Origin of the sequence: Paraburkholderia sabiae, assembly GCF_030412785.1 — a bacterium.
GTDB lineage: Bacteria > Pseudomonadota > Gammaproteobacteria > Burkholderiales > Burkholderiaceae > Paraburkholderia > Paraburkholderia sabiae.
Genome location: NZ_CP125295.1, coordinates 6199383 through 6224823 on the forward strand (window position 1 = coordinate 6199383; position 25441 = coordinate 6224823).

General features: G+C 63.8%; 28 protein-coding genes and 1 riboswitch. Of the genes, 6 read left to right on the forward strand and 22 right to left on the reverse strand.

Annotated features, from left to right (window positions below; translation table 11 throughout):
- Positions 1-7: 7 nt before the first annotated feature.
- From hisD to QEN71_RS27940, 16 genes are all read right to left on the reverse strand, one after another.
- Positions 8-1330, reverse strand: coding sequence for a histidinol dehydrogenase (gene hisD, locus QEN71_RS27865; protein ID WP_201655450.1), 1323 nt, complete (start codon positions 1328-1330; stop codon positions 8-10).
- Between the two features lie 52 nt (positions 1331-1382).
- On the reverse strand, positions 1383-2081 hold the full coding sequence (gene hisG, locus QEN71_RS27870) for an ATP phosphoribosyltransferase (RefSeq protein ID WP_201655447.1): 699 nt from the start codon (positions 2079-2081) through the stop codon (positions 1383-1385).
- Entirely contained in the window at positions 2078-3340 is a 1263-nt protein-coding gene (gene murA / locus QEN71_RS27875) for a UDP-N-acetylglucosamine 1-carboxyvinyltransferase (protein ID WP_201655444.1), read from the reverse strand. The genes hisG and murA overlap by 4 nt, the downstream gene beginning before the upstream one ends.
- Positions 3341-3595: 255 nt before the next feature.
- Complete coding sequence (locus QEN71_RS27880; protein ID WP_028367594.1) at positions 3596-3835, reverse strand: BolA family protein; 240 nt, start codon at positions 3833-3835, stop codon at positions 3596-3598.
- Positions 3836-3845: 10 nt separating this feature from the next.
- Positions 3846-4601, reverse strand: coding sequence for an ABC transporter permease (locus tag QEN71_RS27885; protein WP_201655441.1), 756 nt, complete (start codon positions 4599-4601; stop codon positions 3846-3848).
- Complete coding sequence (locus QEN71_RS27890; RefSeq protein ID WP_201655438.1) at positions 4598-5524, reverse strand: ABC transporter ATP-binding protein; 927 nt, start codon at positions 5522-5524, stop codon at positions 4598-4600. Before QEN71_RS27890 ends, QEN71_RS27885 begins: the two co-directional genes overlap by 4 nt.
- Positions 5525-5791: 267 nt before the next feature.
- Positions 5792-6097, reverse strand: coding sequence for an STAS domain-containing protein (locus QEN71_RS27895; protein ID WP_201655658.1), 306 nt, complete (start codon positions 6095-6097; stop codon positions 5792-5794).
- Positions 6094-6726, reverse strand: a complete 633-nt coding sequence (locus QEN71_RS27900) for an MlaC/ttg2D family ABC transporter substrate-binding protein (protein WP_201655435.1) — start codon at positions 6724-6726, stop codon at positions 6094-6096. Before QEN71_RS27900 ends, QEN71_RS27895 begins: the two co-directional genes overlap by 4 nt.
- Positions 6727-6864: 138 nt before the next feature.
- Positions 6865-7833, reverse strand: coding sequence for an MlaA family lipoprotein (locus QEN71_RS27905; protein WP_201655432.1), 969 nt, complete (start codon positions 7831-7833; stop codon positions 6865-6867).
- A gap of 12 nt (positions 7834-7845) precedes the next feature.
- Positions 7846-8400, reverse strand: coding sequence for an outer membrane lipid asymmetry maintenance protein MlaD (gene mlaD, locus QEN71_RS27910; RefSeq protein ID WP_201655429.1), 555 nt, complete (start codon positions 8398-8400; stop codon positions 7846-7848).
- A gap of 71 nt (positions 8401-8471) precedes the next feature.
- Positions 8472-9239 carry a lipid asymmetry maintenance ABC transporter permease subunit MlaE gene (gene mlaE / locus QEN71_RS27915; RefSeq protein WP_201655426.1) on the reverse strand — a complete coding sequence of 256 codons (768 nt, stop codon included), beginning with the start codon at positions 9237-9239 and terminating at the stop codon, positions 8472-8474.
- Positions 9236-10057, reverse strand: coding sequence for an ABC transporter ATP-binding protein (locus tag QEN71_RS27920; RefSeq protein WP_201655423.1), 822 nt, complete (start codon positions 10055-10057; stop codon positions 9236-9238). The genes mlaE and QEN71_RS27920 overlap by 4 nt, the downstream gene beginning before the upstream one ends.
- 86 nt (positions 10058-10143) lie before the next feature.
- Positions 10144-11259 (reverse strand): thiamine phosphate synthase, encoded by a 1116-nt coding sequence (gene thiE / locus QEN71_RS27925; protein ID WP_201655418.1) that lies wholly within the window; start codon positions 11257-11259, stop codon positions 10144-10146.
- The gene (locus QEN71_RS27930; protein ID WP_201655415.1) at positions 11256-12080 is read right to left on the reverse strand and encodes a thiazole synthase; all 825 of its coding nucleotides are present in this window, start codon (positions 12078-12080) and stop codon (positions 11256-11258) included. The genes thiE and QEN71_RS27930 overlap by 4 nt, the downstream gene beginning before the upstream one ends.
- A 42-nt stretch (positions 12081-12122) precedes the next feature.
- On the reverse strand, positions 12123-12320 hold the full coding sequence (gene thiS, locus QEN71_RS27935; RefSeq protein ID WP_028367605.1) for a sulfur carrier protein ThiS: 198 nt from the start codon (positions 12318-12320) through the stop codon (positions 12123-12125).
- A gap of 10 nt (positions 12321-12330) precedes the next feature.
- Positions 12331-13479, reverse strand: a complete 1149-nt coding sequence (locus QEN71_RS27940) for an FAD-dependent oxidoreductase (protein WP_201655413.1) — start codon at positions 13477-13479, stop codon at positions 12331-12333.
- A 233-nt stretch (positions 13480-13712) separates the two neighbouring features.
- Positions 13713-13823, reverse strand: a riboswitch (TPP riboswitch).
- Positions 13824-14126: 303 nt separating this feature from the next.
- Here QEN71_RS27940 and QEN71_RS27945 point away from each other — a divergent pair.
- From QEN71_RS27945 to QEN71_RS27960, 4 genes are all read left to right on the forward strand, one after another.
- The gene (locus QEN71_RS27945) at positions 14127-15860 is read left to right on the forward strand and encodes an ABC transporter ATP-binding protein/permease (RefSeq protein ID WP_201655410.1); all 1734 of its coding nucleotides are present in this window, start codon (positions 14127-14129) and stop codon (positions 15858-15860) included.
- A gap of 258 nt (positions 15861-16118) precedes the next feature.
- The gene (locus tag QEN71_RS27950) at positions 16119-16628 is read left to right on the forward strand and encodes a hypothetical protein (RefSeq protein ID WP_201655407.1); all 510 of its coding nucleotides are present in this window, start codon (positions 16119-16121) and stop codon (positions 16626-16628) included.
- 54 nt (positions 16629-16682) lie between these two features.
- Positions 16683-17267, forward strand: a complete 585-nt coding sequence (locus QEN71_RS27955; RefSeq protein ID WP_377791487.1) for a hypothetical protein — start codon at positions 16683-16685, stop codon at positions 17265-17267.
- A gap of 721 nt (positions 17268-17988) precedes the next feature.
- Positions 17989-18735, forward strand: a complete 747-nt coding sequence (locus QEN71_RS27960; RefSeq protein WP_201655401.1) for a response regulator — start codon at positions 17989-17991, stop codon at positions 18733-18735.
- 64 nt (positions 18736-18799) lie between these two features.
- Here the strand turns inward: QEN71_RS27960 and QEN71_RS27965 are convergent, their stop codons facing one another.
- Genes QEN71_RS27965 through QEN71_RS27980 form a run of 4 tightly spaced genes read right to left on the reverse strand, consistent with a single transcriptional unit; the run spans position 18800 to position 20704 of the window.
- Positions 18800-19486 carry a flagellar basal body L-ring protein FlgH gene (locus tag QEN71_RS27965; protein WP_201655398.1) on the reverse strand — a complete coding sequence of 229 codons (687 nt, stop codon included), beginning with the start codon at positions 19484-19486 and terminating at the stop codon, positions 18800-18802.
- A 44-nt stretch (positions 19487-19530) separates the two neighbouring features.
- Complete coding sequence (locus tag QEN71_RS27970; protein ID WP_201655395.1) at positions 19531-20256, reverse strand: hypothetical protein; 726 nt, start codon at positions 20254-20256, stop codon at positions 19531-19533.
- A gap of 30 nt (positions 20257-20286) precedes the next feature.
- The gene (locus QEN71_RS27975) at positions 20287-20496 is read right to left on the reverse strand and encodes a DUF6726 family protein (protein WP_201655654.1); all 210 of its coding nucleotides are present in this window, start codon (positions 20494-20496) and stop codon (positions 20287-20289) included.
- Positions 20497-20512: 16 nt separating this feature from the next.
- The gene (locus tag QEN71_RS27980) at positions 20513-20704 is read right to left on the reverse strand and encodes a hypothetical protein (RefSeq protein ID WP_201655392.1); all 192 of its coding nucleotides are present in this window, start codon (positions 20702-20704) and stop codon (positions 20513-20515) included.
- Between the two features lie 403 nt (positions 20705-21107).
- Between QEN71_RS27980 and QEN71_RS27985 the strand changes: the two genes are divergently transcribed.
- Positions 21108-21845: a response regulator gene (locus QEN71_RS27985; protein ID WP_201655389.1), complete on the forward strand. Its 738-nt coding sequence runs from the start codon at positions 21108-21110 to the stop codon at positions 21843-21845.
- Positions 21846-21861: 16 nt separating this feature from the next.
- Complete coding sequence (locus QEN71_RS27990) at positions 21862-23172, forward strand: ATP-binding protein (protein ID WP_201655645.1); 1311 nt, start codon at positions 21862-21864, stop codon at positions 23170-23172.
- A gap of 179 nt (positions 23173-23351) precedes the next feature.
- On the opposite strand, the gene QEN71_RS27995 is transcribed toward QEN71_RS27990, so the two are convergent.
- Together QEN71_RS27995 and thpR are read right to left on the reverse strand one after the other, a co-directional pair.
- On the reverse strand, positions 23352-24317 hold the full coding sequence (locus tag QEN71_RS27995; protein WP_201655386.1) for a tyrosine-protein phosphatase: 966 nt from the start codon (positions 24315-24317) through the stop codon (positions 23352-23354).
- A gap of 269 nt (positions 24318-24586) precedes the next feature.
- Entirely contained in the window at positions 24587-25231 is a 645-nt protein-coding gene (thpR, locus tag QEN71_RS28000; protein ID WP_201655383.1) for an RNA 2',3'-cyclic phosphodiesterase, read from the reverse strand.
- Between the last annotated feature and the right edge of the window lie 210 nt (positions 25232-25441).

A 25441-nucleotide genomic window follows, 5' to 3' on the forward strand; every position in this document is an offset into this window, starting at 1 on the left:
CCGCTTGTCAGCCCGTGTTCTTCATCCGGTATTCGGCGCTGCGTGCATGCGCCTGCAGACCTTCGCCGTAGGCCAGTTCGGCCGCGATTTCACCGAGCGTCTGCGCGCCGTCCGCGCTCACTTCGATCAGGCTTGAGCGCTTGAAGAAATCATAGACGCCAAGCGGCGAAGAGAAACGTGCGGTACGCGACGTAGGCAGCACATGATTCGGTCCCGCGCAGTAGTCGCCGAGGCTTTCGCTCGTGTAGCGGCCGAGGAAAATCGCGCCCGCGTGACGAATCTGTTGCGACCACTGCTGCGGCTCCAGTGCGGAAATTTCGAGGTGTTCCGGCGCGATGTCGTTGGCGATCGCGCACGCCTGTTCCATGTCGCGCACCTTGACAAGCGCACCGCGGCCTTCGAGCGACGCCTGAATCACGTCGCGACGCGGCATCGTCGGCAGCAGTTCGTTGATGGCATCTTCGACGCGCGCGATGAAGCCGTCGTCCGGGCACAGCAGGATGGATTGCGCGAGTTCGTCATGTTCGGCTTGCGAGAACAGATCCATCGCGACCCAGCGCGGATCCGTCGTGCCGTCGCACAGCACGAGAATTTCCGACGGACCCGCGATCATGTCGATACCGACCGTGCCGAACACGCGGCGCTTCGCCGACGCGACATACGCATTGCCCGGCCCGCAGATCTTGTCGACGGCAGGAATGGTTTGCGTGCCGTACGCGAGCGCGCCGACTGCCTGCGCGCCGCCGATCGTGAACACGCGATCGACGCCGCCCAGCAGCGCCGCAGCGAGCACGAGCGGGTTCTTCACGCCGTCGGGGGTCGGCACGACCATGACGATTTCGCGCACGCCCGCTACACGCGCGGGAATCGCGTTCATCAGCACCGACGACGGATACGCCGCCTTGCCGCCCGGCACGTAGATGCCCGCGCGATCGAGCGGCGTGACCTTCTGGCCGAGCACGGTGCCGTCGGATTCCGTGTACTGCCAGCTATGGCTGCCGCATTCGATCTTCTGCTTCTCGTGATACGCGCGCACACGCGCCGCCGCTGCTTCGAGCGCCGCGCGGCGCTTCGGCTCGAGACTTTCGAGCGCGGCTTCCAGTTCCGACAGCGGCAGTTCGAGCGCGGCTACATTCGTCGCGTTCAGACGGTCGAAACGGTTCGTGTAGTCGAGCACAGCGGCATCGCCGCGCGCCTTCACGTCGGCCAGAATCTGCGCGACCGAGCGCTCGATCGCTTCATCTTCGCTCGCTTCGAACGCGAGCACCGCATGCAGCGACTTCTGGAAATCTTCAGTGCTGGAATCGAGTTTGCGAATCTTGATAGACATGCTGGTATCCGTTTCGGTAAGGCGCGCGCGTCGGCCGCGTGTTCGTGTTCCGTCAGGCCGCTGCGCCGGTGCGTTGCGACGCGCGCTGGAACGCGTCGAGAATGGGTGCCAGCGCGGCGCGCTTGAGCTTCAGCGCCGCCTGGTTCACCACGAGGCGCGACGAGATCTGCATGATCTCTTCGACCTCGACGAGATGGTTGGCGCGCAGCGTGCCGCCCGAGCTGACCAGGTCGACGATCGCGTCGGCAAGACCGACGAGCGGCGCAAGTTCCATCGATCCATACAGCTTGATCAGATCGACGTGCACGCCCTTCGACGCGAAGTGCTCGCGTGCCGTCTGCACGTACTTCGTCGCGACGCGCAGGCGCGCGCCCTGGCGCACTGCGTTCGCGTAGTCGAAGCCGGCCGCCACGGCCACCGACATCCGGCAGCGCGCGATGTCGAGGTCGATCGGCTGATACAGGCCGCTGCCGCCGTGCTCGATCAGCACGTCCTTGCCCGCGACGCCGAAATCGGCGGCGCCGTATTCGACGTACGTCGGCACGTCGGTGGCGCGCACGATGATCACGCGCACGTTCGGATCATTCGTGGGCAGGATCAGCTTGCGCGACGTCTCCGGGTCATCCGTGACTTCGATGCCCGCTGCCGCGAGCAGCGGCACCGTTTCCTCGAAGATGCGGCCCTTCGACAGCGCGAGCGTCAACGGCTTGCCCACTGCGGGCGACGACGACGTTTGCGGCAATTCGCTCATGCCTGATTACCCTTGATGCGGCGCACCTTCGCGCCGACTGCGGTGAGTTTCGATTCCATCCGGTCGTAGCCGCGATCGAGGTGATAAATACGGTCGATCAGCGTTTCGCCGTCGGCGCACAGACCCGCGATCACGAGACTCGCCGACGCGCGGAGATCCGTTGCCATCACCTTCGCGCCCGACAGCTTCTCGACGCCGTTCACCAGCGCCGTCTTGCCGTCGATCGTGATGTTCGCGCCCAGACGGTTCAGTTCCTGCACGTGCATGAAGCGGTTTTCGAAGATCGTTTCGACCACTTGCGACGTGCCTTCGGCCAAGGTGTTCAGTGCCATGAACTGCGCCTGCATGTCGGTCGGGAACGCCGGGTATTCGGAGGTGCGGAACGACACGGCCTTCGGACGCTGGTTCATGCGCACGCGCATCCAGTCGTCGCCCTCTTCGATCGTGACGCCTGTATCGCGCAGCTTGTCCGTCACGGCTTCGAGAATCTGCGGACGCACGTGACGCAGCGTGACATCACCGCCCGCCGCTGCGACCGCGCACAGGAACGTACCTGCTTCGATGCGGTCCGGCACGACCGTGTGCTTCGCGCCGTGCAGCTTGTCGACGCCCTGAATCACGAGACGATCGGTGCCGATGCCGTCGATCTTCGCGCCCATCGAAACGAGCAGATTCGCCAGATCGCCGACTTCCGGCTCGCGCGCGGCGTTCTCGATGATCGTCTCGCCTTCCGCGAGCACGGCTGCCATCAGCAGGTTTTCGGTGCCCGTGACGGTGATCATGTCGGTGACGATGCGCGTGCCCTTCAGACGCTTCGCGCGCGCTTCGATGAAGCCGTGCTCGATGCTGATCTCGGCGCCCATCGCCTGCAGGCCCTTGATGTGCTGGTCGACAGGCCGTGCGCCGATCGCGCAGCCGCCCGGCAGCGACACCTTCGCCTCGCCGAAACGCGCGACGAGCGGACCGAGCACGAGAATCGACGCGCGCATCGTCTTCACGAGTTCGTACGGCGCGACGAGATTGTCGACCTTCGACGCGTCGAGCGACACCTTGCCGTCCGCGCTTTCCGTGCGCACGCCCATCTGGCCGAGCAGCTTGAGCGTGGTGCGCACGTCCTGCAGGTCGGGCACGTTGTCGAGCTGCACGGGCTCCGCGCTCAACAAGCCTGCGCAAAGGATCGGCAGCGCCGCGTTCTTTGCACCCGAAACAACGATCTCACCAGCGAGCTTCTGCCCGCCTTCAATCACGAGTTTGTCCATGCCTGTTTGTTCCTGATCTGCCCGTCTGCCAACTGGCGTCTTGTGGGCGGTTGCTGCGGCGCCGTGCGCGGCGTCGCGACTGTTCTGTGTGTCTTGTGTGATACGCACTAATGTTCCAGCAAATTTGCAGCTACGTCTGAAGCTTATTGTGCAGCTTGTTTTTCCGCTCTTCTTGCAGCCAGGTTATCGAGCACCGTTCCCCGACAGACGGCACGTTTTTATGCGTGACCTTGACGCGCGACTGCTATGCGCAAATCAGGCGTTTTGCCATTCGGCGGGCGTCAGCGTCTTCATGCTGAGCGCGTGAATCTCTTCGCGCATGCGGTCGCCGAGCGCGGCATACACGAGTTGATGCCGTTGAATCAGACGCTTGCCTTCGAAATTCGGCGACACGATGGTCGCGAAGAAATGCTGGCCGTCGCCTTCCACTTCGAGATGCTCGCAAGGAAGGCCCGCCGCGATGTAATTCTTGACCTGTTCGGGAGTGGGTAGCATTTCAGTGCTCCTAGTGACGCAGCTTGTAGCCGGACGCGAGCAGACGCATCGCGATCACGGCCAGCACGACGAAGAAACCGGCGACGATCAGCAGGCTCCACATCGGATTGATATCCGACATGCCGAAGAAGCCATAGCGAAAGCCGTCGATCATGTAGAAAAACGGGTTCAGCCGCGAAACCTCGCGCCAGCCGGACGGCAGCGTATGCGTCGAGTAGAACACGCCCGAGAGGAACGTGAGCGGCATGATCAGAAAATTCTGGAACGCGGCGAGCTGATCGAACTTCTCGGCCCAGATGCCCGCGATCACGCCGAGCGTGCCGAGAATCGCCGAGCCGAGCACCGCAAACGCGATGATGTAGAGCGGCGCAGTGAAGCTCACGGGAATGAACCAGATGGTCACGATGAACACGCCGAATCCGACGCTCAAGCCGCGCACGACAGCCGCGAGCACGTAGGCGCCGTACATTTCCCAGTGCGACAGCGGCGGCAGCAGAACGAACACGAGATTGCCCGTGATCTTCGATTGAATCAACGACGACGAACTGTTCGCGAATGCGTTCTGCAGCACGCTCATCATCACGAGGCCGGGCACGAGGAAGCTCGTGTACTGCACGCCAGGGTAGACCTGCACGTGATCGCGCAGCGCGTGGCCGAAGATCGTCAGATACAGCAGCGCCGTAATGACCGGCGCGAGCACCGTCTGGAACGCGACCTTCCAGAAGCGCAGCAGCTCTTTGTAGAACAGGGTACGAAAACCGCTCATGCCAATCCCTCGACCACTTCCGGTCCGCTCATCACTTGCAGGAACACGTCTTCGAGGTCGGCCTTGCGCACCTCGATTTCGTCGAACGTGCAGCCCGCCGCGCGGCACTGCGCGAGAATGCGCTCGACGTCGTCGTAGCTCGCGAGGCGCAGCAGATGCTGGCGTCCGTTGACGTTGTTGGGATCGACTTCGAGCGGACGCAGTTCGGCGGGCAGCACGCCCTGCGCGAAACGGATGAACAACTGCGTGCCCGCGAAGCGTTCGAGCAGCGTGCTCGTGCGCTCGAGCGCGACGACTTCACCGCGCCGCAGCATCGCAATGCGATCGCACAGCGACTCGGCTTCTTCGAGGTAATGCGTGGTCAGCACGATCGTGTGGCCTTCGCGGTTCAGGCGCGAAATGAACTTCCACAGCGTCTGACGGAGTTCGACGTCGACACCCGCCGTGGGTTCGTCGAGCACGATCACGGGCGGCCGATGCACGAGCGCCTGCGCGACCAGCACGCGGCGCTTCATCCCGCCCGACAGCGCGCGCATGTTCGCATCGGCTTTTTCGGTGAGATCGAGATTGGCCATCACTTCGTCGATCCAGTCGTCGTTCTTGCGCAGGCCGAAGTAGCCCGACTGGATGCGCAGCGTTTCGCGCACGGTGAAGAACGGGTCGAAGACGAGTTCCTGCGGCACGACGCCGAGCGCGCGACGCGCAAGACGGAAATCGTCGACGACATGGTGACCGTGCACCGTGATGCTGCCTTCGTCGGCGCGCGCGAGACCCGCGAGGATGCTGATGAGCGTCGTCTTGCCGGCGCCGTTCGGACCGAGCAGCCCGAAGAATTCGCCTTGTTCGACGGTAAAGCTGACGCCTTTGAGCGCTTGCAAATCCTTGTAGCGCTTCCTGACGTTACGAATTTCAATCGCTGACATGACTGTGCGCCGTCGAAGGGGACAGCGCCTGATAGATCGCCCGGCAAGGGCGCGAAGCATGGGGGAAACGATTTGGGGCCGGGTGCAAAAGACCGCTTGCGCTGCTTCTGCAACCGCTACGGCCGTTTCCGGGATGCGGAACGAAACGGCCAGGCGCCAAAAAACGTTTGATTATAGGGCAAAAGTCGAAACGACCGACTGGCCTTGGGAGAACGCGAGCCTGCGCGAAAGGTGAAACGCGGCGCGAAGCTCACTGACGCGTGAGCGTCAATGTCGTGCGGAGAGAAGCGTATCGACGCCGTACGCTTGTGCGAGGCTGGACAGCCCCGCAGGCAGGTTCACGATGACGAGCGGCGTACCGCGCGCGCTCGCCGCGCGTTGCCATGCGAGCAGCACGGCCAGCGCGGAAGAGTCGAATTGCGTGAGGGGCGTGCAGTCGACCGCAGTCGCGCCGCCGCCGATGCTCGCGAGCCCCGCCGCGAGCGCGGCATTCGCGCTCGCGTGGGTCAGCGTGGCGCCCGTTTCGAACGTATTGACAGGCGTCGTCACGGGCGCATTTGCAAAGTTGTTCACGACTGTTTGCCGCTGGCCAGTTGCTGGTTGCGTGCCGTCAGGAACTGGATCAGACCGTCGACGCCGCTCTTCTGGATCTGCTCGTTGAACTGCTGCTGGTACGCCTGGATCAGCCATGCGCCGAGCACGTTCAGGTCATACACGCGCCAGCCTTGCGGCGTCTTGTACAGGCGATAGTCGAGTTCGACAGGCGAGCCGTTGTTCATCACGACCGAACGCACGACGACGTCGGTATCTTCCGGGCTTGCGCGGAACGGCTTGTATTCGATCTGCTGGTCCTTCACCTGAGCCAGCGCGCCCGAATACGTGCGGATCAGCAGCGTCTTGAACTGCTCGACGACCGCGTTCTGCTGCTCGGGCGTCGCGGTGCGCCAGTTGCGGCCCATTGCGAGTTGCGTAGTACGGCGGAAGTCCGTGTACGGGAGAATTTTCTCGTTCACGAGCTTCGTGACGGCGCCGATATTGCCCGTCTGGATGGTCTTGTCGGCGCGCACGGCGTCGATCACCTGCTGCGTGACCGTCTTGACCATTGCGTCGGGATTATTCGTGTCCACAGCTTGCGCGGAGGCCGCGCCACTAAACGTAAAAAGCGCTGCAATAAACGGGATGAAGAAGAAGAATTTTTTCATTTCCAGTCCTGCAAAAAAAATAAGCTTAGCGTTGGAGGCGACAATATCACGCGAGTTCAGCCGCAATCCACGCCCAAACTGCGAGATTCGTATCCGAGTGTTACGGCTGACAGATACGTTTCTCGCATTTGACATGCCTTAGCGCAGCTTCAGCGACGGATAGCCGAAAAGCGCTGGCGGCACGTACTGGCCGGCCGGAACGGTAGGCGGTGCCTCCGTGCCGGATGCAGGTTCTGCAGCACCCGCCGCGCCACCCGCTGCATCGTTCGATGTCGCACCGGAAGCCGCTTCCGGCGCGGAAGCGGGCGCGGCCGGCTTCGTTGCAGGCGCCGAGGCCGGCGCGGGGGCTGCCGCACCGCCGTCGACGTCTTCGTACTTCGGCAGCGGCGCTTCGCTGCCGTAGTCCGGCAACGCCGACGATGCATTGCCGCCCGTCAGCAGATAGCGGCGGCGTTGCAGGTATGCATTACGCACGAACGAATACTTGTCGAGCGCCGCGCCTTCCAGCACGTCGCTTGCGTTCAGCAGGTTCGCGCGTGTGTTGACCAGATTCAGACCGTACAGCGCCCAGCTCACGCTGTCCGGCTGCACGTACGTCAGCGGATTGATGAAGTAGTTCCCGACGATACCCACGCCGTCGCGCACCGTGCTCGGCCCGAACAGCGGCAGCACGAGATACGGACCCGGCGGCACGCCGTAATGACCGAGCGTCAGACCGAGGTCGTTGTCGTGCTTCGGCAGCTTCGCAATCGTCGCGACGTCGAACAGGCCGCCGACACCGAAGATCGTGTTGATCACGATACGCATGATGTCCGACACGCCGTCGGCGATCTTCAGCTGCAGCAGGTTGTTTGCCGCGATGTAGACGTCGCCGATATTCGAGAAGAAGTTCGTGACGCTGTCGCGCACCGGCTGCGGCGTGACGAACACATAGCCCTTCGCGACCGGCTTAAGCGCGTATTTATCGACGGTGTCGTTGAACGTGTAGACCGTACGGTTGAAGCCTTCGAACGGGTCTTCTTTCGTCGGGTTCTGAACGGTTGCACAGCCGGCCAACGTTGCCACGGCCAGCGCGATCCCCGCGACACGTATGCGTGTCGTCTTCATTTGTTGTTCTCCTTATTGACCGGATGCACCCGACGCCGCAGCAGCAGGCGCTGCGGGAGCGGGTGCCGCGGGCTCGGGCGCCGCAGCAGATGCACCGGGTTTGGCAGCCCCTGAATCCGCTGCCTTGTTATACAAGAACTGCCCGATCAGATTCTCCAGGACGATTGCCGATTGGGTCATCGTGATCGTGTCGCCGGCCTTCAGCATTTCGCTGTCGCCACCCGGCTCAAGACCGATGTACTGCTCACCCAACAGGCCGGACGTCAGAATCTTCGCGGACGTGTCTTTCGGAAACTGATATTGCTTGTCGAGATCGAGCGTCACGAGCGCCTGATACGAATTGCTGTCGAAGCCGATCGACGCCACGCGGCCCACCGTCACGCCCGCGCTCTTCACGGGCGCGCGCACCTTGAGGCCGCCGATATTGTCGAATTTCAGCTTGACCGGATACGTCGCCTGAAACGACAGCGAGCTCATGTTGCCGGCCTTCAGCGCGAGGAACAGCAACGCGATGAACCCGAGCACCACGAACAGACCTACCCAGAAATCGAGAGCAGTTTTTTTCATCGTCATCCCAAAGAGAATCTATGCCGCCGCGGCGCGATGCCTGCGCGGTGCGCATGTATTGGTTCGACCGCCTAGCTGAACATCAGCGCGGTCAGCAGGAAATCCAGACCGAGCACGGCGAGCGATGCGTAGACGACCGTCTTCGTCGTCGCGCGCGACACGCCTTCCGGCGTGGGCTTCGCTTCGTAGCCCTGGTAGAGCGCGATGAACGTCACCGCGAAGCCGAATACGATGCTCTTGATCACGCCGTTGCCAACGTCGCGGTACGCATCGACGCCGCCCTGCATCTGCGACCAGAACGCGCCCGCGTCGACGCCGATCATCAGCACGCCCACGACATAGCCGCCCAGCACGCCCACCGCGCTGAAAATGGCCGCGAGAATCGGCATCGAAATGATGCCCGCCCACATGCGCGGCGCGACGACCACCTTGAGCGGATCGACGGCCATCATTTCCATCGCTGTAAGTTGCTCGCCCGCTTTCATCAGGCCGATTTCAGCTGTGAGCGACGTGCCCGCGCGTCCGGCGAACAGCAGCGCCGTCACGACAGGCCCCAGTTCGCGCACGAGCGACAGCGCGACCAGCAAGCCGAGCGCCTGTTCGGAGCCGTAGCGGTTGAGCGTGTAATAGCCTTGCAGACCGAGCACGAAGCCGACGAACAGCCCCGACACTGCGATGATCACCAGCGAATAGTTACCGACGAAATGGATCTGCTTCGTGACAAGACGCGGACGGCGCAGCAGCGGGAAAAATTCGAGCACGAGGCGCAGGAACATGCGCGCCGCATAACCCGTCTGCCCGAGCCCGCAAATGACGGAACGACCGATGGTGCTGATCATGCGCGACCTCCGCCGATGCCGAAATCCGCAGCGAGCGGCCTGTTGCTCGGATAGTGAAATTTGAAGGGACCGTCGGGCGTGCCGTCGAGGAACTGGCGCACGGTCGGATCCGTCGACGCGCGCAGTTCCGCCGGCGTGCCTTCGGCAAGCACGCCGCCGTTCGCCAGGAAGTACACGTAGTCGGCGATCGCGAACGATTCGGGCACGTCGTGCGTCACCAGAATGGACGTGGCGCCAAGTGCAGTATTGAGCGCGCGAATCAGATTAGCCGTGATGCCGAGCGAAATAGGGTCGAGGCCGGCGAAGGGCTCGTCGTACATCATCAGTTCGGGGTCGAGCGCGATGGCACGGGCCAGCGCCACACGGCGCGCCATGCCGCCCGAAATCTCCGACGGCGCGAGATCGCGCGCGCCACGCAGACCGACCGCGTTGAGCTTCATCAGCACGAGGTCGCGGATCAATTCTTCGGGGAGATCGGTATGCTCGCGCAGGGCGAAGGCGACGTTCTCGAACACCGACATGTCGGTGAACAGCGCGCCGAACTGGAACAGCATGCCCATCTTGCGACGCAGCGCATACAGGCCGTCGCGCGTCTGGTTGCCGATGTCCTGGCCGTGGAACAGCACCTGGCCGCGCTGCGCGCGCACAAGGCCGCCGATCAGGCGCAGCACCGTGGTTTTCCCACACCCGGAGCCGCCCATGACCGCGACCACCTGGCCGCGTTTGAAGCGCAGGTTCAGGTTCGACAGGACGAGCCGCTCGCCGTAGCCGAAGTCGACGTCGCGCAGCTCAAGGAGGGTCTCGGAAGAGGATGGCACGAAACTGTCAGTCCTTTTACACGGAAGGGCGAATTATAGGGCCTTCGTGCAAACCCTGCCTTGACGACGCTAACGATTTAACTTTTCTAAACTTTTTCTTGCAAAAATATGTTTTGTAACGCTTTGGTAGCCGTAGCGGGATCGGCGGCCTCGGTGATCGCACGCACGACAGCAGCGCTTTTCACGCCCGTCGCCAGCACCTGCGGCAGCACATCGCCGCTGATACCGCCGATCGCGACGAGCGGCACGACACCCTCCAGCAGTTTCACGTAGCGCACGAGCCGCACCAGACCTTGCGGCGCGGTAGGCATCACTTTGGTCGTGGTCGGAAACACTGCGCCAAGCGCGATATAGCTCGGACGGAAGTGCAGCGCCGTCAGCATTTCGTAGTAGCCATGCGTTGACAGACCGAGACGCACGCCCGCTTTCGCCAATGCGTGCAGATCCGCCGTATGCACGTCTTCCTGGCCGAGGTGTACGCCATAAGCGCCCGCGTCGATCGCGGCTTGCCAGTGATCGTTGATGAACACCTGCGCGTCGTGCTCGCGGCCCGCCGCAACCGAACGCTCGATATCGCGCTGCAGTTCGGCATCGGCTGCCTTGTGGCGCAACTGCACCGTCTTCACGCCGAAACCGGCCACGCGTTCGACCCATTCGGCCGTCGGCAGCACGGCGTAGAGGCCGAGCGCATCCGGGCACGCGGCGAACGGTTGCGCCGGCGCGTCCGGCAAACCTGCGACGCGCGGGAAACGCGACAGGTCGCACGGCCACGCATCGTCGGATTTCGTCTCGTCGCCGTCGCGCCACGCGAGCGCGAGCGTCAGCGCGTCGTGCGGATCGAAACCGCAATCGAGGAACGCCGCCAGCGCGGGAATCCAGTCCTCAGCGAGATGGCCTTCCAGTTGATATCGCACGCCGCCCAGGTGGAGCACCGCGCGGCCCGCCGCCGCTTCGATCACGCCCGCGCCCTGCGTCACCCAGCGCGCGATCCGCTCAAGATGCTGTTCGCCGTGCTGCGTATCCGTGAAGACGATCAGATCGCCGCCGTTCGCGTCGTCGGGCGCGGTCAGGCAGATGCGCCATTCGACGTGCGTCGGTGGCCAGTCGCCGAGGCGCGCGCGAATGCGCTCGACGGCTTCCGTGAGTTCATCGGCGGGCGGCCAGAACAGGTCGCGACCCGACAGTTTCAAAGTTTCCGTCATGCTGCTGCGCTCCCATCCTGATGCCAGAACGGCATGCCGACGACGGGCGTGCTCGCGTGGGCAGTTTCACGTTCGGCCATCGGGCCGGCCAGATACGCTTCGCGGCCCGCTTCGACGCCCATCGCGAACGCGCGAGCCATCGTTTCGGGATGCGTGGCCTGCGACACCGCCGTGTTCAGCAGCACGCCGTCGAAGCCCCACTCCATCACCTGGCACGCATGCGACGGCACGCCGAGACCGGCATCGACGATCAGCGGCACGTCGGGCAGACGTTCGCGCAGCACGCGCAGTCCATACGGATTGACGACGCCCTTGCCGGTGCCGATCGGCGCGCCCCACGGCATCAGCGCCTCGCAGCCCGCGTCGAGCAGACGTCGGCCGATCACGAGGTCTTCCGTGCAATACGGCAGCACCTTGAAGCCGTCCTTCACCAGTTGCGCAGCCGCTTCGATCAAACCGACGGGATCGGGCTGCAGCGTGTAGTCGTCGCCGATCAGTTCGAGCTTGATCCAGTCGGTTTCGAAAACTTCGCGAGCCATGTGCGCCGTGTTGACCGCCTCGCCGACCGTCTGGCAGCCGGCCGTATTCGGCAGCAGCGGCACGCCGTGGCGCTTGAGCAGATCGAAGAAGCCGGCTTCCGCGCCGCCTTCGCTCATCTGGCGACGCAGCGCGACCGTGACCATGCCCGGCTTCGATGCCGCGATCGAATCCGACAGCGACTGCAGCGACGGATAGCGCGACGTGCCGAGCAGCACGCGGCTCTGGAAAGTGTGGCCGTACAGCGTGAGCGCGTCGGCGGGAGCGTTCGCGTGTGAGTTCATGTTTGTGTCCTTGTCAGTGACAGTGCGTCTAGCGTGACGGCTTCAGCCGCCCGCGACGGGATGCACGACGTCGAGCTTGTCGCCTGCCTGTAACGCACGCGCCGCATGCTGCGCGCGCGCGACGAAATTGCCGTTCAGCGCCACGGCGAACGGCGGCCGCGCGCCAAACGCGCTGAGCGCGTCGGCGACGGTCGCGCCTTCGGGCAGCGACAGCGGCTTCTGGTTGATCTGAATATCCATAGCGTTATGTTCAAACGTTGAGAGTGACGGCGGAGCGCGCGTGCGCGTCATCGAGCCGGAACAGTTCGCTCCAGCGCGCGTTGCGCTGCCAGTCGGCGAAACCGTCGGAATCGGCGACGCGGCCATCGAGCAGCGCCGACGCGAGCCGCACCGCTTCGCCCGCGACTTCGGGCGCGATCATGTAGCCATGCCGATACAGGCCGTTCACGCGCAGCGTGCGCGCGCCATCCCACAGCAGCACGGGACGATGGTCGGGCAGCGTCGGGCGGCACTGCGAGTTCAGTTCGAGAATGCGCGCCTCGCCGAAACCCGGATGCACCGAAAACGCCGCGCTCAGCAATTCGAGCGCCGATCGCACGCTGACGGGCGACATGTCCTCGCCCTCCACTTCCGTCGCGCCGATCACATACAGATCGTTCTGCTTCGGCGCGATATACAGCGGATAGCGCGGATGCAGCAGACGCACCGGCCGCGTCAAACCGATGCCGGGCGCGTGCACACGCGCGACTTCGCCGCGAATGCCGCGCAGCGTCGGCATCGCCGGTTTGGCGCCGAGTCCGCGGCAGTCGATCGTGATCTTTGCAGGCGGCATCGCGTTATCGTCGATGCTCGTATTCCAGTGCGTCTCGACGCCGCGCTCGGCAAGTCCCGCCGCCAGCGCCGACAGCACCTGCCGGTTGTCGAGCTGGCCTTCGTACGGCAGCAGCCAGCCTTGCGTGAAGCGGCCCGCGAGCGCCGGTTCGGACGCACCGACCTGTGCGCCTGCCAGCGCCACCAGTCCGCCGTCGAGCAGTTCGGCGGGCGCATTCGCGCGCAGGCGTCGTTCGAACAGCGGCGCCTCGGCGCGATCGCCGTGATGCCAGACGATCAGCGAGCCGTTGCGCTGGAAGAACACGGGCTCGGGCAAATGCGCGAGCAGCGTCGGCCACGTTTCCAGCGACGCCGCGCCCAGCCGCGTAATCAGCAGCTCGGCGCTGGCGGCCTCGGCGAGCGGCGCGAGCATCGCGGCCGCGACCCACGCAGCCGCGTTCGAACCGGCGGCATCGCCGCGCTCATACAGCGCGACGCGATGCCCGTCGCCCGCAAGCTGCCACGCGACGAGACGCCCGCACAGCCCGCCGCCGATCACGGCGAAATCCGGTTGAGCAGAGGTCGTCATGGTGCGGCTCCAGAGCAAACCCCGGACGTCGCAAACCGCGCGCCCACGGCGAAACGGCCGGCAAAGCCAGCAGCACTGACGCAAATAACTGAAGAATGAACGGTCATCGAATCCTATCCGTACGGCAGAAGTGCGCTCGTACCCAAGGACGAAACCGGCGGGCAAGGCCAGCCGGGCATTGGGCGCTCACGATGCAACGGGAGCGCCGACCCGGCGGAAGGAGAACTTCCAGGAAATACTTCCCGAAAACTTCCCGCGCCGGTATTACCCGGATCGGGTGCGAAGGGTTTCTCTCAGCCTCGCCGCAGCGACTGCCCGCGCACGAAGCACCCCTGTTTCGTCCAGACCATTAGACCATAAAAGCCGCGCGCGCCGCAAACCCGTACAGACCGCAATCGGCGGTGGCTGATTTTGGCGAGGTTCGCTGTGGCTCTGGCACAATGGCACGCGACAATGCGGACGGAATGCCGCGCCGTTGCAAGGCTGCTGTCGGGTTCGAGCGGCCGTGTCGGGGCGTAGTGAAACGTCCGTTTAAGTTCAGATTAAGTCGCTGCCGGAACAATCGCAGCCCGGGCCATGAACCCGCAGGCATGCAGCGGCGCAACGCATCGCGCCGCCGCCCGGGCCGACCGTATGAAAGGACGCTTATGATCGACAACTCGAAAAATCCGTCGGATATCACCGCGTGGGGCCTCATCAAGCCCTACTGGGTGTCCGAGGATCGATGGAAAGCGCGGGGACTGCTCGCGCTCGTCATCGCGATGAACATGACGATGGTCGCGGCCAACGTCTGGTTCAACAGCTGGCAGCGCACGTTCTTCGATGCGATCCAGCAGTACAACTATCCCGTCTTCAAGGAATCGCTGCTGCAGTTCACGGTCATCGCGCTCGCGCTGATCCTGCTCGGTTCGTACCGGACGTACTTCCGCCAGATGCTCGAATTCCGCTGGCGGCAGTGGCTCACGAACCGCTATCTGAACGACTGGCTCGGCGATCGCGCGTATTACCGGATCGAGCGCGACAGTCTCGCCGACAACCCCGACCAGCGGGTTTCCGCCGACCTGCAAGGGTTGGCGAGCGCAACGCTGAATCTGTCGCTCGGACTGCTGTCGACCACCGTCACGCTGTTCTCGTTCATCGTGATCCTGTGGAACCTGTCGGGCGCGCTCGCGTTCCACGTGTTCGGCACGGAGGTCTCGATTCCGGGCTACATGGTGTGGGCCGCGCTCGTCTACGCGGCGCTCGGTTCGTGGGTGACGCACAAGGTCAACCATCCGCTGGTGTCGATCAACTACCAGCAGCAGCGCGTGGAAGCCGACTTCCGTTTCTCGCTGATCCGCATTCGCGAGAACGCCGACCAGATCGCGCTGTATCAGGGCGAGCGTTCGGAAGAGCAGGCGCTCAAGGGCGTGTTCGGACACATCCGCGACAACTGGCGTCTGATCATGCGCTTCACGCGACGCTTCAATATCGTCGTGATCAGTTACTCGCAGCTGGCCATTGTCTTTCCGTACATCGCGGCCGCGCCGAAGTATTTTTCGAAGTCGATTTCGCTCGGCGTGTATCAGCAGGTGACGGGCGCATTCGGCACAGTCAGCGATTCGTTTTCCTGGTTCATCAACAATTACGATTCGCTCGCCGAATGGCGCGCTACCGTGAACCGTCTGCGGGAATTCAATCGCGTGATGCGCTCGCAACATTTGCATGAGTCGGTCGTTGAAGGCACGGCACATGGCGGCATCAACGTGCACCTGACGGACACCGATTCGATCAACGTGACGGACCTGCGTCTGCAACGCCCCGACGGCGAAGCGATGGCGAACGTCGGCTCGTTCCGTATCGCGCCGAAGTCGCGCTGGCTCGTGCGCGGTCCGTCGGGCGCGGGCAAGAGCACGCTGATGCGCACGCTCGCGGGCCTGTGGCCATTCGGCGAAGGCACGATCGAAATGCCCGCCGACGCGAAGCTGCTGTTCATCCCGCAGCGCAGTTATCTGCCCATCGGCACGCTGAAGGCGGCGCTTGCGTATCCGTCGGACGTGTCGGCGTTTTCCGACGAAGCATGCCGCGAAGTGCTAACCGTCTGCCGTCTGTCGGAGTTCGCGGACCGGCTCGGCGAATCGTCGCATTGGGAACGCTCGCTGTCGCCGGGCGAGCAGCAGCGTCTCGCGGCTGCGCGCGCGTTGCTGCAGCAGCCCGACTTCCTGTTCCTCGACGAAGCGACGAGCGCGCTCGATCCGGACAACGAAAGCAACATCTACAACGCGCTGATCGAGCGCCTGCCGAACGCGGCGATCGTGAGCGTCGCGCATCGCAAGACGCTCGAAGCGTTCCACGACCAGACGCTCTTCATCGAACGCGCGATCGAGCGCGAAGCGGCGTAAGCGACGCGGCGCTTGCATGATGCCCGTGACGGGCGCGACATCTGAAAAAGAGTCCGCGCCCGTCACGCTCAAGTCTTACGCGTCACCGAACTGACGCAACATCTCGAAAGATTTCCAAACAGCTCGAAAGCACTCTCGAAGCGCATGCGCTGTTCCGTGCTTTGCGCGCGGTCAATTCCAGCGACCATTGCATCGTGGGCCAAACGCTCCCCTGGCGCAGCCCGCGACGCATCTTCAACGTCACTGGAAATACCTGCCATGTCATTCGACCGCCGCCTTCTCTCGTTTTCCCGCTTGTCCCTTCGTTCGTCGCTTCAACTTGCACAGTCCGGCCGCAACGCCGCGCTGACGGCGACGGCCGCGCTGCTCTTCGCAACGGCCGCGAACGCCGCGCAGAGCACGCCCGTGCATCAGGCCGAACCCGCCGATGTCTGCCCGGCGCTGTCGCACATCGTGTCGTCCGCCGACTTCAAGAAGCTGCGCGACGAACCGGCTGCGAAGCTGCCGGGCGTCGATCAGATCGACGACTGCCGTGCGAGCGCGCATTCGTACGATTGCCGCTGGCGCGCGCACTGGGAAGCCGATGGCTTCGTCAACGATCCGCTCGAAGAAATCGGCGCGGACATTGCCGCGTGCTTTCCGAACGTCGTGCACGACCTCAACACGCCGACGCGCCAGCACTTCATCGTGAAGACGGCTGACCGCCGCGTGAGCGTCACGGCGAGCGTGCAAGGCCAGAACGAACTGCGTCTGCGCATCGCGCGCTAAGCGTCCGTTCGTCAGCCGACGTCACTTCAACTACGTGTTCGCGAGCCCATCGTGATTGCCCCTTCTCTCGCGCAGGTTCTGCGGATCGTGCTCGCGGCGGCATGCGTACTGTCGCTGGGCGGCTGCGCGTGGACGCTGATCACGGCCGCGGACGCGACGGGTTCCGTGATCCAGGCGGGCTACGCGATCGCGTCGAACTATTCGTCGCCGACCTTCGTCAACGGACGGCGCGCGAAGATTGGCGCCGTTTGCATCGAGGTGAACCAGATGGTGTCGGTCGGCGACTTCGTACCTGCGCTGCAACTTGCGCTTGATCGGCGCGGGATTCGCTCGGATGTTTATAACCCGGGCACGTCGCCGGCCGGGTGCGAGGCGCGTCTCGTCTATAACGCTTCTGTCGATTACGGCAAACGGTCGTTTAGCGATGAGGCTACTCAGTATCTTTCCATGATCGATCTTACTTTGATTCAGCATGGGCGGATTCTGGTTACTGCTCGATATCAGACTGGTGGGCTTGGGGTTGACCGGTTTTCTAGCGCTTCTGTGAAGCTTGATGGGTTGATCGATAAGATGGTCGTGAATCAGGTTGAGAATTTGTCGTCGCCTGAGACTATTCAGACTTCTGCTCTTGGGAATTGATTTTTCGCTAACGCGGTTTGGTTTTTTTTCTTTTGTCGTTGGCATCCGCGGTTTCGTATCGGTGCTTCATGCGTTGCCCCTGTGCGGGGCGGCACCTACTTTTCTTTGCAGCGGCAAAGAAAAGTAGGCAAAAGAAAGCCGCTTCAAACCTCCGGTGCCTGCCTGGATAACACCACGGCACACGTTCATCGAGCTGTCGCACAGCGACGCAAACACTCCGTAGAAAGCCCGCAGTCAGGCGCGCGCGGCGCGAAAGATGACATCCACTTGGAGCACATTCGGTCCGCTTGTTTTTTGCGTGTTGCCGTCGGCTTGATTGCGGCGGTATGTGCTCCAGACTGTGTGCGGGGTTTTTGCGCCGTGCGCAGTTGACTGCGGGCTTTCTACAGAGTGCGGACGTCGCTGCGCGGCCGCTCAGAGGCCGTGTGCCGTGGTGTTATCCTGGCAGGCACTGGAGGTTCAAAAGCGGCTTTCTTTTGCCTACTTTTCTTTGCCGCTGCAAAGAAAAGTAGGTGCCGCCCCGCACAGGGGCAACGCTAATAAACCGATACGAAATCGCGGACGCCAGCCACGAAACCGCAAACGCCAGCGCAGCAAAAAACAAAAAAGCAAAAACCAGAATGGCGACTAGCGTCGCAGACAAAAAAACCTCTTACAGGCGAAAGATTTGGAAAGCACCCCAACCTTCCGCGCGAAGCGCCAACTCTCTACTATCGCCTGAATGAACTCAACCATTATGGTCGTCGACGACGACCCCGTCGTCCGCGACATCGTGCGCGACTATCTGCAAGGTCGCGGCTTCACGGTCTCCGTGCTCGAAAACGGCATGGCGTTGCAGCAGGCGCTTCAGCACGAGCGGCCCGCGCTCGTCGTGCTCGACATCATGATGCCGGAGCTCGACGGCATCAGCGCACTACGCGCGCTGCGCCTCGCAGGCGACAACATCCCCGTGATCCTGCTCACCGCGCGCGCGGATGTGATCGATCGCGTGATCGGTCTCGAACTCGGCGCGGACGACTACCTCGGCAAGCCGTTCGATCCGAGCGAACTCGTCGCGCGTATCCGCAGCGTGCTGCGCCGTCGCGAAAGTGCAGCACCCAGCGCGCCGGAAAATCGCGCGCCGTATCGCTTCGGCCGCTTCGAAGTCAACTTCCCCGCGCGCGAGCTGCGCCGCGACGGCGAGCGCATCACGCTGCGCTCCAGCGAATTCGCGATGCTCAAAGTATTCGTCTCGCACGCGATGACAGTCCTCACGCGCGCGCAGTTGCTTGAAAAGCTGCACGGCGGCACCGATACGCACCGCAATCGCAGCCTCGATGTGTCGATCTGGCGTCTGCGCCGGCTGATCGAAGTCGATCCGTCCGAACCGCGCTACGTGCAGACCGTATGGGGCAAAGGCTATGTGTTCGTGCCGGACGGTGAGATCGGCGCGGCCGAACGCTACGACGCGCCCGTCGCGAGTCTCTGACGCATTGCGCGCCGTCAGATAGAAGAAAGCGCGGGCCAATCAGGACAAGACCCGCGCAAGACAATCAGAACGTCAGCACGCTCATGAACATGCGCTGCAGCCAGCCAAGCGTCGTCGAATCGGCGAGCATGCCCTGCCCCGCCTGCTCGATGCGCGCGTTCGCCACCTTGCTCGACGCGACGTAATTCCCCGCCTCGACATCCTTCGGGTTCACGATGCCCGACAGACGCAGCCGGTCGCGGTTGCCGCCCATCGAAATCACCTTCTCGCCCGATACGACCAGGTTGCCCGTCGGCATCGTGCCGATCACGGTGACGGCGAGTGTGCCCGTCATGCCGCTCGTGTCGGCGATCGATCCCTGCCCTTTGAACGTCGTGCTCGCCGAGCCGATGTTGAACAGCCGCGCGAGACGCGCCGCCGTGCCCGTCGATTTGTCGGCGGCTTCGGCCGTGATATCGCTCGCGCGACTTGCCTGCGCGTTCGTGCTGTTCGAGCCGGTGTACGACTCGGACAGCCGGATCGTCAGCACGTCGCCGATGTGCTGCGCACGCGGCGTCTCGTACAGCAGCAGACTCTGCCCCGCCTGATAGATCGAGCCCTGCGTGTTCACGTTGAGCGGCGCGCTCGCGAGCGGCGGCAGCATCGGCGTGTCGACGATCGACTCTTTCGTGCTGCCGCAGCCGGCGAGCGCGTAGAAAGCAGCGGCGCTCGTCAGCACGGCGACAGCGCGCGGCATGTGCATGGCGTTCATGATGTGTGTACGTCCATTGAAGCGATAAACCAATCGGCCCGCGTTCAACCCGCGTCGGGGCTGCTCGTCTGCCACTGCCGCACCACCGACTTCATGTACGCGTCGGGATCCTTCAGCAGATACGTGAGCGTCGCGTTGTGCGTCGCGGGCAACAGGCACAACGTGATCGAGCTCACGTCGTTTTCCCAGATGTAGACAGGCAGCGTGCCCGCCGTCGGCGAGGCAACCTGCGTCGACGTGCGCGGCGCGCCGTAGCGGTCCTCGAACGCGTCGCGCAGATCGTCCGCCGTGATCTCGTCGATCACGAACGAAATCTCGTACAAACGGAACGCGCTCTGTCCATCGACGCGCACGAAGCGCAGTACATGCTCGTCGGCGGGCGCGCCATCCACGACAGCACGCGATACCGCCCAGCCGTCCGCCGCGCGATGCGCCCACTGGCACGCGATCGTCAGGCTCTGCGACGTCTTCAGCCGCATGCCGAGCGAACCCGCGACGTTGTCGGTCTCGCACACGGGCACGCTGCCGAGCGGCGTCGCACGCACACGCGAGACGGCGCGAAACTCGTCGAGCGTGATGCCGAGCGAAATGCCGCGAAACGCATACGGCTTGTCGGCGGTGCGCTTCTTCGCGGCCGCCTGAGACATGCGCAGCGCGGCCGCCTGTTGCGGCGACAACATGTTCTGCGCATCCGCCGCCAACGGCAGCAGCGCGCACGACATGGCCACGGCGCATGCCGTCAGCGCGCGCCCGATCGAAGTGAGTTGCATGGCTCGCCTCGCGTAGTCGATGGTCGCAGCTCAGTCGATGGCTGCGGCACAGGCGTCGAACGGCGTCGCGGCCACATGGCCGACGACGGGCAGAATCTTCAGCGTCGCCGAGGTCAGACGGCACGGCAGCGCCGCGACGGCGCAACCGTCGAGCGGCACTACCGCCGCGCCCACGGCCGACCACATCGCGAGTCGCGCCGCGGCACGCCGCGCGCGTGAGAAAAAGCGTGATTTCGGCACGGCTAACTCCGGCAACTCAGGCCGTCGTGTTGACGTGATTGCCGACAAGACCGGAAGGCGCTGCGGGCGCTTGCGGCGTGGCTGCGCTCGTCGCGGCCGGCGTCGCCGTTGTGGACGTCGACGTGCTGCGCGACGAAGCCTTGTCCGTTGCAGCCGGACGCGCGATGTTCTGCAATTGCGTGGTGAAGTGATTGTTCTGAACAGTCATGGCAAACCTCATGAAGTGCGAGAGTCTTCGGAACGCCGTGCGCGTCGCGGATGCATCGCTGCGACCACGCACACGGCGGCTTATGGCGTAGCGAATGATCCCGTCTGCCCCGCTCTCACGATGGCTCAAGCAACGCACTGATTTCTGAGGTGCTTACGACCGCTTGCGAATGCACGCGAAATCTTTCATATCTCGCACTCCGGACAGGTTTTGACCGAAGATCCGGAAGATGCACGCACAAGGAATATTGCGGACTGCAACGGGCTCGACACGCCGCAAAACCCCGCGCAGCAAGGATGGTCTGCAGAACGCCGCGTCACACGCGGGCTGGCTGAGAGGATGAGTAAGTGTTGGTAAGGAAAGCTTCAACCAGCGAGCCACGATGCCAGACTAGAATTTCGGTATGAATCCACAGGTCCTCATCGTCGACGACGATCCCGTCGTGCGCGATCTGCTTTGTCGCTTCCTGCAATCGAATGGCTACGATGCGTCCGTGCTGCATGACGGCACGCATCTGCAACGTCGTCTCGAACGGGAGCGGCCTTCCGTCGTCGTGCTCGACATCATGATGCCGAACACGGACGGCCTGCGTGCGCTCACCGCGTTGCGCGCCGCCGGCGACGACATTCCCGTGATCTTCGTGACGGCGCGCGGCACGGTCGCCGATCGCATCATCGGGCTGTCGCTCGGTGCCGACGACTACATCACGAAGCCGTTCGATCCACGCGAGCTGCTCGCGCGCATCCAGACGGTGCTGCGCCGGCGCGGCCCCGCGACGACGAGCGCGCCCGAAGCACGCAAGCGTTATCGCTTCGGTCCGTTCGAGCTGGATTTCGCGACGCGCACGCTGTCACGCGACGAAACGCGCGTCACGCTGCGCGACAGTGAGTTCGCGCTGCTGAAGATCTTCGTCAACAATCCGTACAAGGTGCTGTCGCGCGTGCTGATTCACGATCTCGTGCATCGCGACGACCTGCCGTTCCGTGATCGCAGCCTCGACGTGCCGATCTGGCGTCTGCGCCGCGTGATCGAAAACGATCCGTCGAATCCGTGCTACGTGCAAACCGTGCGCGGCAAAGGCTATGTGTTCGTTCCCGATGCGGATCCGAACGGCGCGCCGTTCGTCGCCGATACCGCGTGATCTCCGCGTGACCCGTATCAGGAATCCGCTGAATACGCTGTTCGGCCGGATGGCGTTGCTGTCGTCGGCGGTGCTGTTTGCAATTCAGGCTGGCTGGTTCGTGCTCGTCGTGATGCAGCCGCCGCATCACGAAGTGGACGGATACGCGCGCGGCATTCTGCTCGCGTTGCAGGCCGCGAACGGCGAGCCCGTCAACGGTGCCGACGTCGCGCCCGCGCTGCGCGTGCATCTCGTGCCGACATGGAACATGCCGGCCACCGTCCATCTCGAACCGCCGACGCGCAAGCCGTTCGTCGAACTGACGCGACGCCTGCGCACGAGTCTGCCGCCCGGCACCGAAATCGCCGTCGACGACACGCATATGCCGCGTCTGTGGGTGCGCTTTCCGCGCAAGTCGATGTGGGTCGTGATTCCCGTCGACGTGCCGCCGCGTCCGCGCTTCGTGATCGAATCCGTGTCGATGCTGCTCGCGGCCTTGCTGCTGTCGCTGCTCGCGGTGTGGCAGATGCAGCGGCCGCTCACGCGCGTCGCGCATGCGGCGCGCGCGTTCGGTTCGGGCGGGCGGCCCGAGCCTGTGTCAGAACAGGGGCCGCGCGAACTGCGCGATCTGATCGGTTCGTTCAACGACATGATGCGGCGCCTCAACGAAGCCGGCGACGACCAGGCCGTAATGCTCGCGGGCGTCGCGCACGATCTGAAGGCGCCGCTCACGCGCCTGAAGCTGCGCGCGAGCGTGCTCGCCGACGAGAACGAACGCGCGGGTCTGATCCGCGACGTCGATTCGCTGACGAATATCGTGCAGCAGTTTCTGGAATTCGCGGGACAGTCGGCGGAATCGGGACCGATGACGGAAGTCGATGGCTTTCTGCGCGAGCAGTTTTCCGCAACGGACGGCAGCAGCGAAGGCGCTGAAGAAGAAGATGAAAACGATACCGCCGAAGCGCCGCTTTTCAGGCTCGATCTGCAGGCGGGTTCGCGTTTCACGCTGCCGCGCACGCTGCTGGACCGCCTCGTCACCAATCTCGTCGACAACGCGTTCGAGCACGGCGCGCCGCCCGTCGATATCGCGACCTCGCGCGACGGCGAGCAATGGATCATCGATGTCCGCGATCATGGCCCCGGCATTCCCGAAGACCGCATCGCAGCCGCGATGAAGCCGTTCGTGCGGCTCGACGCGGCGCGCGGCGGCGAAGGACATTGCGGACTGGGACTCGCGATCGTCGTGCGGCTCACGCATCATCGCGGCGGCAAGTGCACCGTGGAGAATCATCCGGAAGGCGGGCTGCATGTGCGTATCGCGATGCCCGTCGTCGTGCCGGACGACTGAAGCAAAGCTGCCGCGCCATCGCGTATTACGTCAGCGCCTTTTGCGCTTACCTTGCCTTACGGGTGCGCCGTTTTAGCCAACCGCGGATCTATAGTGCAATCCGGCGTCCTCGGCGCCTCCCTGTTCGGTCCGTCCCGCTGCCACCTGGGACGGGCCGTTTTTTCTTGGTGCGGGAAAAATCAGAGAAGCAGACGATCGCGCAGTGTGTCGATCGCCGATTGACTCAGGCCGAGTCCGCGCGTCAGGTAGCCCGACATCGTGCCGTAGCTTGCCTGCACCTGATCGAACGATGCCTGCAGATAACTGGCCTGCACGCTCGCCAGCGGTTTTTCGACACTCGCGGCAAGATCGCCGCTTTCCTGGCGCCGTGCTTCGACGCGCGCCGTTATCGAATTCGCCAGATAGGTGTTCGACAGCAGATAGTCCTGCATGATGACGTCGAACGGCACGTTCGCGATGCTCAGCAGCAACGCGGCGGCCCAGCCCGCGCGGTCCTTGCCCGCGCTCGAATGAATCAGCTGCGGGCCGGGCGTCGTGGAAAGCCGTGTGAACAGCGTGCCGAACGCCTCGCGCTGCACGGCATCCGTCACGTAGAGGCGCTGTGCCCTTTCCATCCATGACACCGCGGCCGCCGCGCTATCCGCTGCGGGCGTCATCGCGTCTTCGCGTCCCGTGATGTTGATCTTCTGGTAGGTCGCGTTGGCGGGCAGCAGATCGGCAGCGCGCTCGATTTCGCCGGGGGTGCGCAGATCGTAAACAGCCGTCATGCCGAACGAATCGAGCACGGCGGCATCGGCGGCATTCTCCGTCAGCGCATTCGAACGAAAGAACGCATTGCGCCTCACGACGCGGCCATCGACGGTCGGATATCCCGCGGCCGTGCCGCCCACGTCACGAAAGTTTTCCAGCGACGCGAGGCGCGGCGTCGGCGCCTGATCGGCGCCCGCATTCGTGCCGCCGCACGCCGTCAGCAGTGTGCTGCCCACGCCGGAGAGCAGTAGCGCGCCCGCCGTGCCTTTCAGGAAGCGGCGGCGCGAGGCGCGCTCTGCATTCGCGGCCGCGAGCCGATCCGGCATCGCGAGTGGCGACGCACGAAAGGCGTGTGTAGCGGCACGCGAAAGGTCCGCTTTCGCAGGGAGAGTCATCGTGTGTTTCTACAAGTTGCGGGCACAGCGCAAGCGCGGCGCAGAAGCGAAAGACGCACGCGAAATGCGTGCACGTGGACGGCCTGACCGTCGGAATAAGGCGCCGATGCGCAGTGTAATGGACGAAAACAGGTTTCAGGTTACGCGGTAGCAGTCAGTAAGGAATCGGAATACAGACCTGCCGGAGACGTTGTTGGCAAGCAGCCGGACGGCTTGCGGATCGCGCGATCAGTTCTTACAGGGTGTGTTTCGTGTGGCGGCTGTGCGCATCAACCGTAGACAACGGGCGCGCTTGCCAGCGATCTGTATCGCGCGCCATTGCGGGCAAGCGTGCTCGAATACAACGTCAACGCTTCGAAACGCGCGGTGAGAGCGGCTGGCAGGTCAGCCGCGTGACCGACGGCTGCGGCATCGCGTCGATAACGGGCAAGCGTGACATGCGGCCGGAACGCGCGCGCATCGACGGGCAGACCGAGCGCGATCATCGTCGAGCGCACACGCCAGTCGAGCGCGACGAATTCGTCGGACATCGCGAGCGTCGCGACAGTCAGGCGCGGATGCGATGCGCCCGGCCAATGTTCGATCTTCGCGACGGGCGCAAGCTCGAGCGGCACGGCCTCTCGCGTGATCGCGTCGATCAACGCGGCGCTTTTGTCGAGTGGCAGCGCGCCGATAAACGTGACCGTCAGATGCAGCTGTTCGTAGGGCACGCGTCGCGCGGCAGGCGGCACGGGAATGGCGGACAGCGCATCGCGCGTCGCCACGTCGGGCACCAGCGCGATGAAACAGCGCTGGTAGTCGCGCTGCGGATCGGCGGCCTCGGTCTCACCGTTGGCATGAGCGGCCTCGTGCCCGACTTCGTCGCGGTCGGGTGCATCGGCCTGCGGATCCGACTGACGTTCGGGACGCTGCATCGCTGATACCTCCGTGCGCGTTTGTTTGCGCCAATCGCCACATTATCGCGCCGCGCCAGAAAAAAACCGGGTCGCTCTTGCGAGCGCCCGGTTTTCTGTCCTGCTTCTACTGCTTTCACGTGACTACCGACGTCGAATCGCCGGTGCCCGCGTCTGTCTCCACGCTCTCCTGCCAAACAGGGCGGCTCGCCACAAGATATATGCGGCGAG